The sequence below is a fragment of the Parabacteroides sp. AF17-28 genome, assembly GCF_003479205.1.
Taxonomy (GTDB): domain Bacteria; phylum Bacteroidota; class Bacteroidia; order Bacteroidales; family Tannerellaceae; genus Parabacteroides; species Parabacteroides acidifaciens.
Window position 1 is genome coordinate 187482 of record NZ_QUGV01000009.1, and the last position, 12563, is coordinate 200044.

Sequence of the window (12563 nt, forward strand, 5' to 3'; positions counted from 1 at the left end):
TAATTAAAAAAGAAATGAATATGAAGAAGTTAATGATATATGGTTTGTTGCTGTTGACGTTAGGAATGTCTTCTTGTGATGGTTTCCTAACAGAGCCTCCTGTAACAGAATTAGATACGGAGACTGTCCTGGCAGATTATGAGTCTTTAAGCAAAGCAATGATAGGTGCTTATAGTGCTTTGAATGATGGAACTTGGTATGGTGCTGGCTTTGTATTGAGTTGTGAGCTACGTGCTGGCAATGCGAAAAATCCGACAAATACTGATTTTACTTCGGGACGTTATATCAATGAATATAGCTGGATCTATTTGGATACTAATACATCAGGTTTGTGGAGTTATGCTTATTTTGCTATAGCACAGGCGAATAATATTATAAATAATATCGATGGAAAGGAAACTCCAGATGTAACGACTCAGGATTTGAATAATGTTAAGGGGGAAGCTCTGTTTTTACGTGCGTTATCTTATTTCGATCTGTTGCGTACATATGCACAGCCTTATACGTATGAACCACAGGGTTTAGGAGTCTCTATTACATTGGTTGTTGATAAAGATGCCCGTCCCGCTCGTAATACTGTTGCAGAGGGTTTTGACCAGGTTGTAAAAGATTTATTAGAGGCAGAAAGTTTGATGGATGACGAATATACTCGTTACAATGCTGCGGATCCTTATTCTGTTGCCAGTAAACCGGCTATTTGGGGATTACTTTCAAGAGTTTATCTGTATATGGGAGAATGGCAAAAAAGTGCGGATTATGCTACCAAAGTAATAGATAGTGGTTTGTTTAATATGTTTACAGAGAGTCAATTGCCAAATGTATGGGGAAAAGATGCTTCGGATGGTGGAGAAGTTATTTTTGAAGTGTATGGCAGTGATAAAAATTATTATAATGAATATTGGGAAGACATCTCTTGGATGACTAATCCTGATGGATATGCGGATGTGGCATCAACTGCTGATTTACGTGATTTGTATGAAGAAAGTGATGTCCGTCTTAAATTATTTAGATCTCATAAAGATGCACCAGACCATTTCTGGACAACGAAGTATTCGGCAAAAGATCCGGCATCTCGTCCTTCATATGCGAATATTGTAGTACTTCGTTTATCTGAGATGTACTTGAACCGTGCGGAAGCATTGGCTCATGGTGCAACTATTGCAGGGGCAACTGCTGACGATGATTTGTTGACGATAACATCTAATCGTGGTGCTTCGCCTGTAACAGCAACATTAGAAAATATTTTGTTGGAACGTCGTAAAGAACTTGCTTTCGAAGGGCATTTGGTTTATGACATGGCTCGTACCGGAACATCTTTACATCGTGTCGATTACCAAGGGGCGGCTGATGCTAAAGATATTGAGTTCCCAAGTTACCGTTGGGCATTACCAATTCCGAAGAGTGAAATGGATGCTAATCCCAATATGGTTCAGAATGATGGTTATTAATTAATGGATGGAGGAATACTTGCTCTTTCGAAAATGAGCAAGTATTCCCTATCTGATAATATTTGATGCATATGAATTGGTTTATCAGATTAGTATTATTGATTTGTTCGATGTCGTGGGGAATGAGTACGTTTGAAACTGTTTCGGCGTCTGGTTATGTTCCAACAACAACGTGGCCTTATTTGTATGAAGACTTTGTGGATGGAACAGTTTATTTCTCCAAAGAACAAAAGACAATGCACTTGAAATTGAATGTGCATCTTCAAAATTGCACATTACATTATTTGGAGGGCGATAAGGTTATGCAAGCTGATCCGCGTAATGTGGAGATGATTCAATTGGGGGATGTTTCTTTTATTTATATGAATGGAGAATTGGTCCGTTTTATAAAGGCAGAAGAAGGTGTCGCTTTAGTTAAATTAGTAAAAGCTGATTTAGATGAATTGAATAAAAATACACATGGCGCTTATGGTATGAGTACTACTTCTTCTTCTGTAAACCAGATTGTTTCTATTGGGGCACTCGGTGTTTCTAATTTGATTTATACCCGGATGAGACAGGAGAGGAAAGAAGGTAAAGATCTCCCTTTAATTGAGAAATACTATTTTATCTTTGGAGATAAGATAGTAGAAGCTACCCGGAAAGAAGTTGAAAAATCCCTTGGCGATAACGGTAAAACTAAATTAAAAGCATTCTTAAAACAAAATAAGATCAAATGGAAAGAGGAAGCCAGCTTGATAAAGCTGTTAGAATTTTTCTATCAATAGAGAATTTTCCCAACACATTTACACGTATTTACACATATTAGACACACAAAAAGAAGCCAGGGTTTGTAGTGATACAGACCCTGGCTGTTAGAAAGAAACTTTTAAATACTTCTCTGAGCCTTGTTTTATATCAGCTGGTCAAGGATATGCTGAAGTTTGTGCTTCATTAATAATCTGTACATTTGTAACACAAGAAGAACTTTCGTTGAAGTCCGGTGTGGGGATACGTTTTGTGCGTGACCTCGAACAAGGAAAAGAATCGCTGCGCCTTGACAAGGTGAATCAACTTCTTGATTTCTTCAATTATGAAATGGTCGCAACATCAAAAACAAATAATCAATGAGACAAGCTAATATATGTATGATGATTTATTAAGAGAATGTCGTGATCGGATTGTTTCAAAATAATGTCTGGTTATATTGGTGACTTGTAGTGATATAGCCGTAGGAGCTCTAAACAAAAAATCCCCGAAGTTCTGAAAACTTCGGGGATTTTTATTTACTTGATTTCTTTCTCTTCCATCATGTCCAGTTCATTCTTGTCGGAGTCGATAAATTTGTACTCCAGAAAGCCCAGACTTTGATTGGGGATTACTTTAATACCCATCGAGTATTTCAGTTTCCATTTCCAACTGAGCGGAAATCTTCCGCTTTTAATAAATGCTGCAACATAAGGATGTACGTGCAGGGCGAATTTCTTCACATTGTGTTTGTTCACTAAACAGTCGATCTTTCCTTCCAGGCTGTCGGTAAACAGGATAGAGGGTTTGATGGTGCCTGTGCCGAAACAGGTCGGACAAGCTTCGGATGTATCGACATCCATTGCCGGACGAACACGTTGGCGGGTTATCTGCATCAGACCGAATTTACTCAACGGCAAAATGTTATGCTTTGCCCGGTCGTTAGCCATCGCCTTGGTCATGTGTTCGAACAGTTTCTGCCGGTTGGCAGCTTCAGCCATATCGATAAAGTCGACTACAATAATACCACCCATATCGCGCAGGCGTAATTGACGGGCAATTTCGTCTGCAGCTGCTGCATTCACGTCAATCGCTGTTTTTTCCTGGGCATCGCTGCCTTTCGAACGGTTTCCGCTGTTCACGTCGATAACGTGCATGGCTTCCGTGTGTTCGATGATAAGATAGGCTCCACTTTTGTATGTGACGGTGCGTCCGAACAGAGACTTGATTTGTTTTGTGATTGCAAAATTATCAAAGATAGGGAGTTCACCGGTGTACCGTTGTACGATCTCTTCCCGTCCGGGTGCAATCAGGCTGACATAATCACGGATGTTGTGATAGATGTCCGCATCGTTCACATAAATGTTCTGAAAAGAGGGATTGAAAATATCACGTAACAAAGCCACTGCTCGTGCCGTCTCTTCGTAAATGAGCGCAGGAGCTTTTACTTTGGTGATTTTAGGGATATTTTCTTCCCAGCGTTTCAGCAATGTCTTCAATTCATGATCGAGTTCGGCAACGCGCTTTCCTTCCGAAGAGGTACGTACGATTACGCTGAAATTCTTCGGTTTGATACTTTGAATGAGTTGGCGTAGACGGGCACGCTCTTCGCTCGATTTGATTTTTGTGGAGACCGATACTTTGTCTGCAAACGGTATCAGCACGATGTATCTTCCTGCAAACGAAAGTTCGGAAGTCAGTCTGGGACCTTTTGTGGAAATCGGCTCTTTGGCGATCTGCACCAGCACTTCCTGTCCGACTTTGAGCACGTTACTGATACTTCCGTCTTTTTCAATTTCGGGAAGCAACTGCAGTTTGGAGATGGCGGGGAGCTTTTTTTCTCCCTTCTGTTCTCCCAGTGCCTGCTTGAGGAATTTCTGCTGGGTGTTGAAATTTGGACCTAAGTCCAGGTAGTGAAGAAATGCATCCTTTTTATAACCTACATCAATGAAAGCAGCGTTCAAACCCGGCATCAGTTTTTTCACCTTGCCCAGATATATATCGCCGACGGCGAAAGAGACATTGCGGGCTTCCTTTTGGAGCTCCACAAGGTTCTTATCCTCCAGTACGGCTATAGATACCTCTTTGGGTTGTACATCAACTACTAATTCACTAATCACTATAAAAAGAGGTGTTAAATACGAGACCTTATTAAATACGCAAAGAACAAACTTAAAAAGGTCTCTTATTAAGTTTGTTCTTCAGAGTTGCTCAAATAGACTTATTTCTTTTTGTGTCTATTCTTCTTTAGTCTCTTTTTGCGCTTGTGCGTAGACATCTTATGTCTTTTTCTTTTCTTTCCGCTAGGCATTGTTTTAAAATTTTAAATTAAACTATAATAACTAAATTACTTTACTTCGTTCAGGAAAGTCTTAGCCGGCTTGAATGACGGAATGTTATGTTCCGGGATGATGATCGTAGTATTCTTTGAAATATTACGAGCTGTTTTCTGGGCTCTCTTTTTAATCACGAAACTTCCGAAGCCTCTCAGGTATACATTTTCACCCTGAGACAATGAACTCTTTACGATATCCATGAAGGATTCTACGCTGTTCAGCACTGTCTGCTTGTCGATACCCGTGCTTTTTGAAATTTCGCTTACAATATCTGCTTTAGTCATGTCTATAAATTAATTAAATAATTGATTTGGACCTATTAATTTTTTGGAATGCAAATATATAGCTTTTTATTTAAGTGGAAAAAGAATTGCCAGCCAATTTTTAAGAAAAATGTTTCCTTACAATCCGTTAGAACTATGTATGTTTGCAGTAATCAATTAGTTGCAGGTCTGGAGAAGACCAAAAAGAAATGTATGTCGCAGATAGAAAACAAATTAGAAATCAGCCGCTTATTGCGGGATTGGTACCAAAAGCATAAAAGGGAGCTACCTTGGCGGGAATCTTCCGACCCCTATATCATCTGGATATCCGAGATAATCCTTCAGCAAACACGGGTGGCGCAGGGGATGGATTATTTCCTCCGCTTTACCGGGCGGTTTCCCGATGTAGCCTCACTCGCATCGGCGGAAGAGGATGAAGTGCTGAAATATTGGCAAGGTTTGGGCTATTACAGCCGCGCCCGTAATCTCCATGCCGCAGCCAAAGATATCATGGAACGGTTCGGCGGCGTTTTCCCGCAACACTATAAAGATGTGATTTCCCTGAAAGGAATAGGGGAATATACGGCTGCCGCTATCGTCTCTTTTGTCTGGAATCAGCCTTATCCGGTGGTCGACGGGAATGTTTTCCGGGTCCTTTCGCGTCTTTTTGCCGTGGATACTCCGATCGATACGCCAAAAGGAAAGAAAGCGTTTACGGAACTGGCCGGTGTGGTGATGGACCCTGAATATGCAGGTTGGCATAACCAAGCCATTATGGAATTGGGCGCTTTGCAATGCGTCCCCCAAAATCCCGATTGCGGGGTTTGCCCTTTGAAAGAACGGTGTATGGCTTATGGGGCGGGGACGATGCAGTCTTATCCCGTGAAGCAGAATAAGACAAAAACGAGGGACCGCTATTTCCATTACCTATACATTAATTATAAAGGGAAGACCTGGCTGTCCCGCCGGCAAGGAAAAGATATATGGGAGGGACTCTACGAGTTTCCGCTTATCGAGACGGACCGTGCGGTGGATTTTGCAGGATTACAGGAGACGGATGCGTTCCGCCGGCTCTTCGCAGGAGCGGGAAAACTGGATGTCTCGGTAGGATTGTCCGGAGTAAAGCATGTCCTGTCCCATCAGATCCTATATGCCACTTTCTACCGGATAGAGATAGAGCGGGAGAACGAGGCGTTGCAAAGCTTCCTTTCTGTGCCGGTGGAGGATCTTGATAAATATGCAGTGCCCCGCCTGATACATATTTATTTAGAGAAATTAGAATGAAACTTGTCAGAATGACTGAATTTATGTTTCTTTGTAAACTAATAAAAGAATAAAGCTATGTCATTGAATAAAGTTATATTAATCGGTAACGTCGGACGTGATCCGGAAGTACGTTACTTCGATAGTGGCGCTGCTGTCGCCAACTTTCCGCTTGCCACTTCAGAGAGAGGCTATACCTTGGCTAACGGTACGGTCGTGCCGGAACGTACGGAATGGCACAATGTCGTTGTCCGCCGTGACCTGGTCCCCTTTGTTGAAAAATGGGTGAAGAAAGGTTCCGGGCTTTATGTGGAAGGAAAGATCCGCACACGCAACTATGACGACCAGGCAGGCGTGAAACGTTACGTAACGGAAATCCATGCAGACCGCGTCGAGTTTTACAGTACCGGCACAGCTCCCGCCAATCGTGAGGGCGCTACTAACACCGGCACGACGATGACATCCCAACCCGGCGGCCAGCCTCAGACGGCTCAGCCCGCAACCGGTTATCAGCAACCCGCATCCGGACAACCGGATACACCTTTAGAATCTAACAGTGCGGACGATCTTCCGTTCTGATATTGTTTAACTAATACGGTTCCCCTTGGACTCAGACTATTATTTATCGGGCTTATTCGATCAGGTTACTATACAGGCGCTCACAGCAGGTCCTGTAATAGCGTTAAGCCTTGCAATCCTCCTGCTGTTTGTTTCCGGCTTCGTGTCGGCTTCCGAAGTGGCCTTTTTCTCGTTAACCCCGGGTGACATCAATGACATCCGGGAGGAGAATGCGCCTTCCGATCCTTTGATCCAGCAGTTGCTGGATCGTTCCGAGTACCTGCTCGCTGCTATTCTGATAGCCAATAACTTTGTGAATGTGGCTGTCGTTATGCTGTGTACCTACGGCATCAATGCCATTATCAATTTCTCCGCAGCCCCGATGCTGGGCTTTATTCTGGAAACGATTGTCCTGACATTCCTGTTGCTGTTGTTCGGCGAGATCATGCCTAAGATTTATGCTCAGAAGAACTCGTTGCGGTTTGTCCGCAGTTCGGCTCCTGTGCTGAATGTGTTGGAGCGCATCTGCCGCCCGCTGTCGAAGGTGCTGGTGACATCGACCAGCGTCATTAATAAGGCGTTGGTAAAGAAGAAATATGACCTTTCCGTCGATGAACTCTCCAAAGCGTTGGAACTGACTTCCACCGAAATGCCGGAAGAGAAAGAGATGCTTTCGGAAATCATCAAGTTCTACAATAAGACGGCCGACGAGATCATGACGCCCCGTTTAGATATGGAAGATATCGACATCAAGACGAGTTTCCGCGCCGTGATCGACTTCGTTATCCAATCCGGTTATTCCCGTATTCCGGTCTATGCCGATTCGGAAGACAATATTAAAGGCATCCTGTATATAAAGGACCTTCTGCCGTATGTCGAGAAGCCCGACACGTTCCGTTGGCAAAGCCTGATCCGTCCGGCTTATTTCGTGCCCGAGACGAAGAAGATAGACGACCTGTTAGAAGAGTTCCGCACCAATAAGATACACATGGCAATCGTGGTGGACGAGTTCGGCGGTACGTCCGGTATCGTGACGATGGAAGATATCCTGGAAGAGATTGTCGGCGAGATATCCGATGAATATGACGAAGACGAAAAGCTGTTTATCCGCCTGGCCGACGGCAGTCTCATCTTTGAAGCCAAGATATTGCTGACCGACTTCTTCCGTGTGATCGAAGCCGATCCCGCCGAGTTCGGTAAGCTGACCGAAGAGGTGGAAACGCTGGCCGGCCTTCTGTTGGAGATAAAAGGAGACTTCCCGCGCCGCCGTGAGATCATCGACTATAACGACTGTCGTTTCCAGATCTTAGAGATCGATAACCGCCGTATCCTGAAAGTCAAGTTCAACCGTATTTCCGATCAGGAAAAGGAAAAGCAAGAGGAGTAATGCGTCTTTCTGCCGGCATATTATGGGTTTTGCTGTTGGCCGCGTGTACAGCTTGCACGGAATATACGCCGAAGCCGCGCGGTTATTTCCGTATCGACTTACCGGCGCCTTCCTATCAGGAACTCCCTGTCGAGGATTTGCCTTATACTTTCAGGCTTTCCCGGCGGGCTGTGGTGGAGCTTCCACCGGTCGGCAATCCGGCAGGTTGGATCAATCTTTCCTATCCGCAGTTGAATGTGAAGCTATATTGTAGCTATCTGCCCGTAACACCGGCCACTTTGAAAGGGGCGGAAGACGAATGCCGTGCCCTCGTCGTGCGGCAGGCAAAGCGTCCGGACCAGATCAAAGAGCAGGCCTACAGCAATCCGGAGGCGGATGTCTACGGTTCGCTATTCTTGCTGGACGGCGAATCCGCTTCACCCTTGCAGTTCATGCTGACCGACAGTGTTTCCCGTTTTTTCCGGGGTGCCCTGTATTACGATTGCATCCCGAATGCAGATTCCCTGGCGCCTGTCACCCAATATCTGAAAGAGGACATCGTAGAGTTGATCCAATCATTTAGCTGGAAGAAATAAATGCCGCTTCTTCTGAAACATACCGCCCCGCTCCGGGGAGTCTGGAAGATTGAAGAGTCTTCGGACACGCTCTTTTCCCTTTTGGAGAACGGGGAAGAGTACCTGTCGCAACTGGAGGATATCCATACGGAACACCGCCGCCGGGAATGGCTTGCCAGCCGCGTGCTCCTTCAGACGCTTCTCGGCCGTCCGGCCCGTATCGCCTATCATCCGAACGGTGCGCCCTATCTGCCGGATTCTTCTCTATACATCAGCATTTCCCATACGAAAGGATACGCCGCCATCCTGTTGCAGGATCATCCCGCCGCCGGTATCGACATCGAATACCGTTCCGACCGCGTATTGAAGATCCGCAGCCGTTTTATGAATCCGGAAGAAGAAGCAAGCCTTGACCGCGAGCACGAGGCGGAACACCTCTTACTCCATTGGTGCGCCAAAGAGACGCTGTTCAAGATGATCGGCCGGGAGGAGGTCGATTTCCTAAAGCATCTGCATGTACGGGCATTTCCGTATGCGGAGGAAGGAAGTTTCCGGGTGCAGGAGACGCGGACTGATAAGGCGGCGGAATATGAGTTGGAATATAGGATAGAGAAGGACTATGTCATAGTCTGGGCTTCGTTTATAAAAGGCGTCCGAAAATAATAACGGACGCCTTAATAAATAATAGTTATTTATAGATAATGATTTTAGCTGAACCGGAATTTTCTAAATGTCGGGTATTTTGCAATACTTTAAAAGATTTGGATTTAGACTTTAATATGTAATCATCTAAATTAAAATCTTCGGTCATTCGTATAAAATGGCCTTTAGGGGTTTGCATCTCGTTAATATTAGAAAATTTCACTGTTCCGCCGAAATGATCTTCTCCTGTTTTATCGTCGGGAAAAAGACTTCCATTGCCAACATAATTGCCGGAATAATCATATCTATCATGTTCCCACTCTTCGTAATAATAAGTCGCATTTGTTTTTAACTCAGAGCCAGAATATGTATAGTCTCCTCTGATAACCCTATAGAGAGGACCTATCATGTATCCTGATTGGGTTCCGTCATTCCAATATCCGATCCAAAGCTGTTGTTTGTTTGGATTTAAGACATATTCAAAGGTCCCATCCGGGAAAAACTCAAGATAATTATCATTTGGTATCAGAGGTGTTGTTAATATGGGATATTCAGGAAGATTATGATGACCATCCTCCCACCATTTCCCCACAATCGAAAATTCTTCCTCTTCCTCTTTGGGTTTAAACGTTGCCTGGCTGATTACTTCTCCGCTTGCATCGAATATTTTGGCTGTCAGAGAATCATTGGGGACGGTCGGTGTCCATTGAACTTTAGCGTTCCCTTGTAAGTCCGTGAGGAGGAAATTCTGGCTTACCTTACCTTTTGGTGATTCGAACTTGACGGAGACTCCTTGAATAGGGAGGTCTGCTGCTAATAGTTTACGTGTTACATTGAATGTGACTTCGATAGGTTTGTCCAGTTGAATGTCCAGCCCGTTTTCAGGCGATTTAAGTTCGATTTTGTCTGGAGCATTGTAGAACAGGCCTTCAAAGGTGATGGGAGGAAACGGTAATTCCTCATTTATTCCGATGAAATCAAGCATGATACTTGTTTGCAGGTCAACGCCTGCATATGTTTTTTCCGTCCAGCCATAATAATCCTTGCTAATGGAACCCATTTCGTTGAACATACCCATTTTTACCGAATCTTTCAGGAACGGCTGGGGAGAAAAAGCCGGGCCGAGAAAGTTATATAATTTGATCTTTATTTTGGGATATGCCGATATTTTCATGTTGAGATTGGCGAAGGCCGTGATTTCAAGCGGATGTATTTGGTATTCAAATGTCGGCTCACCGATAGGTTGCCATTTTTTTTCTTTGTATTCAATGCCGGTTGTCAAACTGCCACTAAAGTTAACGCCTCCTTTGATTTCAATCTTGGCATCTCCATCGGCAGAGAAATCTCCTAACAGATCGCTGCCTAATGTTATAATGACAGGTATTCCTGTAGGGGTAAAGAAAGTGAAAACACGTGGTTTGAACATCCCTTTGGCTATTGTGATATCATTTTCTTCATATTTGAATTTGCCTTTGGCCGAAGCTCCCAATATCATATCCCATTGAGCTTTTGCACCTATTGTAAAGCGAAATTCTTCCAATTCGCTTACCTTTATTTTTAGGTCTTCGGTGATTTTCTTTTCATTCACAGCTTTGCCGAATTTGAAATGTGCGGTCGCATTCAATGAAAAGTTTTGCTTGTAGGTGTCCCAATAGAGTGCAAGGTTTCCGTCTTCACTTGCAGATATGACTTTTCCGCTATTGTCGATTTCCGGGAATGAGATGTTAAGTCCTGTTTCGCCCTCCGTTCTGGTTAGAGGTATTTCTTTATGGATATCGTAGAGAGTCCGGTATGAATTGTTTTCATTTATCTCTATAATCCGAACAGGATGGAGTATACCGTTCGCATCAATAGAAGCTGTTCCGGATTTAGTCGGTGCACGTTCGGCGGAGGGGGCGAGTGACAGCGTAAATTCAGTATCTGCAAACAACTCTGTCATGTTGGCTTCAACGGTTTGCAATGTTGCAGTTTTGTTACTAACGTCTGTATTCATAACCCGGCGGATGTAGGTTGATGTGTCAGTCTCGAGGACGATAAGCGAGAGGCCGTTTTCGAATTCGGGGGCTTTGTCTGTGAACGTCAGCGTCACATCTCCTGTCTTCATATCCATCTTTGTGATCTGGGTTTTCTCCCAGTCGATAGGGACATAAGTCGAAGTGTTTTCGGTAGTAGGTGTGTCCGGGCCATCCGGTTCCGGGTCTACGGCCGGTTCGTCTTTGCCACATCCAGCGAAGAGGAGCAGCAGCAGGGCGAGGAATAAGTAGAGGTTTGTTTTCATGTTTTTAGGATTTAATATGGATAACAAATTTAGAAAAATAGTCGGATGCATTTTTTTCGTTTGTTCGGCCTCGCGTATAAAATGCAAAAAACGGCATTATCCGGTTGAATAATGCCGTTATCCGGTAAAAAAGGTCCCGTCCGCTGTCCGCTTTTTTAGACTTTTCTCGGCTCACCCGCTAATCATTGGGGATAAACATAAGGATGAGGCAGGTTATGCGGATCAGTTTAAACCTGGCAAGTTTTGAACCTCCTGCAAATCTGATGAATATTACAATAACCCCCTTTTTTGCCATTTTTCTATTTCGTCTGAAATCTTGATCGATTTTGGATTGACTCTTTTCACCTTTTAAACTCCCCTTTCTGACAATAAGAAAAACGAGGTGCGCAGTCCTTTTCGAAAAGCGTGCAATTTGGTTACCGAAAACCAGAAACGCCGACAATGTGATAAAGCTTAACTCTCGGAGAATCGAATATTTGAAAACAAAACGGACGGCGTCCCAAATATCCCAAGGAAATTCAGGTGCTTTTTTGCCCTAAAGACGGTCCTCTTTCCAATTACGACCGTCCAAATCGCCATTACGACCGTCCTAATCTTCGCGAGGTGCCGAGTGCACTACACATTAGCACGGTCATAATAGCAAAGAGGACGGTCGTAATTGCTGGGAACGGTCAAAAAAGGCGAAAAAGTCCCTTTTTGAGGCAAAAAAAGTGGATTAACATTTGTTTAGTTCCAGATGTCTTTTGAGACTAAAAAACACGTTTTATACAATAAGCCCCCTGCCGCAGGCTCTCTTTTGCCGTTGATTTCAATCAACGGATTGATAAGCACCCGGCTTTGCCGGATTCCTCTGTGGGTTTGAACCCCCTTTCAAATATCTACAAATAATCCTATTAAAGGGACTCAAGCCCACAGAGGAAGAGGCTTTGCCCCTAAGCTCTAAAACCGTTCGTTGAAACGAAACGGCAAAAGAGAGCCTGCGGCAGAGGGGTTATTGTAAAAAACGCATTTTTTGAGCTCGAAAGGTCCCCTAATTCAAACAAATGTCAACCCACTTTTCAGCCGTCAAAAAGGAGCTTTTTCCTATGATCCGGTATCTTATCGCCAT

At 44.0% G+C, this 12563-nt stretch carries 11 protein-coding genes; 8 read left to right on the plus strand and 3 right to left on the minus strand.

All coding sequences use genetic code 11. The annotated features are described in order from the left end of the window. Positions 1-20: 20 nt before the first annotated feature. The 3 genes from DWW90_RS08895 (at position 21) to DWW90_RS20760 (ending at position 2558) form a co-directional block, all read left to right on the plus strand. A complete protein-coding gene (locus DWW90_RS08895; protein WP_158582834.1) occupies positions 21-1448 on the plus strand; it encodes a RagB/SusD family nutrient uptake outer membrane protein in 1428 nt (475 codons plus the stop codon). Positions 1449-1519: 71 nt separating this feature from the next. Continuing rightward, the gene (locus DWW90_RS08900) at positions 1520-2215 is read left to right on the plus strand and encodes a hypothetical protein (RefSeq protein ID WP_147382412.1); all 696 of its coding nucleotides are present in this window, start codon (positions 1520-1522) and stop codon (positions 2213-2215) included. Between the two features lie 169 nt (positions 2216-2384). Continuing rightward, the gene (locus DWW90_RS20760; RefSeq protein WP_122344720.1) at positions 2385-2558 is read left to right on the plus strand and encodes a helix-turn-helix domain-containing protein; all 174 of its coding nucleotides are present in this window, start codon (positions 2385-2387) and stop codon (positions 2556-2558) included. A gap of 155 nt (positions 2559-2713) precedes the next feature. Here the strand turns inward: DWW90_RS20760 and DWW90_RS08910 are convergent, their stop codons facing one another. Both DWW90_RS08910 and DWW90_RS08915 read right to left on the minus strand, forming a co-directional pair. Beyond that, positions 2714-4294: an Rne/Rng family ribonuclease gene (locus DWW90_RS08910; RefSeq protein ID WP_115501303.1), complete on the minus strand. Its 1581-nt coding sequence runs from the start codon at positions 4292-4294 to the stop codon at positions 2714-2716. A gap of 227 nt (positions 4295-4521) precedes the next feature. After that, positions 4522-4794, minus strand: coding sequence for an HU family DNA-binding protein (locus tag DWW90_RS08915; RefSeq protein WP_005636204.1), 273 nt, complete (start codon positions 4792-4794; stop codon positions 4522-4524). A gap of 192 nt (positions 4795-4986) precedes the next feature. Between DWW90_RS08915 and mutY the strand changes: the two genes are divergently transcribed. Genes mutY through DWW90_RS08940 form a run of 5 tightly spaced genes read left to right on the plus strand, consistent with a single transcriptional unit; the run spans position 4987 to position 9198 of the window. Then, complete coding sequence (gene mutY / locus DWW90_RS08920) at positions 4987-6057, plus strand: A/G-specific adenine glycosylase (protein ID WP_233547686.1); 1071 nt, start codon at positions 4987-4989, stop codon at positions 6055-6057. 57 nt (positions 6058-6114) lie between these two features. After that, positions 6115-6615: a single-stranded DNA-binding protein gene (gene ssb, locus DWW90_RS08925; protein WP_115501305.1), complete on the plus strand. Its 501-nt coding sequence runs from the start codon at positions 6115-6117 to the stop codon at positions 6613-6615. A gap of 25 nt (positions 6616-6640) precedes the next feature. Continuing rightward, positions 6641-7981, plus strand: a complete 1341-nt coding sequence (gene gldE / locus DWW90_RS08930) for a gliding motility-associated protein GldE (RefSeq protein WP_115501306.1) — start codon at positions 6641-6643, stop codon at positions 7979-7981. Next, positions 7981-8556, plus strand: a complete 576-nt coding sequence (locus DWW90_RS08935; protein ID WP_122344722.1) for a gliding motility protein GldD — start codon at positions 7981-7983, stop codon at positions 8554-8556. The genes gldE and DWW90_RS08935 overlap by 1 nt, the downstream gene beginning before the upstream one ends. Beyond that, positions 8557-9198: a 4'-phosphopantetheinyl transferase superfamily protein gene (locus DWW90_RS08940; protein ID WP_122344723.1), complete on the plus strand. Its 642-nt coding sequence runs from the start codon at positions 8557-8559 to the stop codon at positions 9196-9198. It abuts the gene before it with no gap. A 25-nt stretch (positions 9199-9223) separates the two neighbouring features. Here DWW90_RS08940 and DWW90_RS08945 read toward each other — a convergent pair whose 3' ends face one another. After that, entirely contained in the window at positions 9224-11455 is a 2232-nt protein-coding gene (locus DWW90_RS08945) for a hypothetical protein (RefSeq protein ID WP_122344724.1), read from the minus strand. Between the last annotated feature and the right edge of the window lie 1108 nt (positions 11456-12563).

Bases quoted from the DNA above. Each gene is read 5' to 3' on its own strand.
- DWW90_RS08895 (WP_158582834.1), top strand. From the start codon at position 21: ATGAAGAAGTTAATGATATATGGTTTGTTGCTGTTGACGTTAGGAATG.
- DWW90_RS08900 (WP_147382412.1), top strand. From the start codon at position 1,520: ATGAATTGGTTTATCAGATTAGTATTATTGATTTGTTCGATGTCGTGG.
- DWW90_RS08915 (WP_005636204.1), bottom strand. From the start codon at position 4,794: ATGACTAAAGCAGATATTGTAAGCGAAATTTCAAAAAGCACGGGTATC.
- mutY (WP_233547686.1), top strand. From the start codon at position 4,987: ATGTCGCAGATAGAAAACAAATTAGAAATCAGCCGCTTATTGCGGGAT.
- ssb (WP_115501305.1), top strand. From the start codon at position 6,115: ATGTCATTGAATAAAGTTATATTAATCGGTAACGTCGGACGTGATCCG.
- DWW90_RS08935 (WP_122344722.1), top strand. From the start codon at position 7,981: ATGCGTCTTTCTGCCGGCATATTATGGGTTTTGCTGTTGGCCGCGTGT.
- DWW90_RS08940 (WP_122344723.1), top strand. From the start codon at position 8,557: ATGCCGCTTCTTCTGAAACATACCGCCCCGCTCCGGGGAGTCTGGAAG.
- DWW90_RS08945 (WP_122344724.1), bottom strand. From the start codon at position 11,455: ATGAAAACAAACCTCTACTTATTCCTCGCCCTGCTGCTGCTCCTCTTC.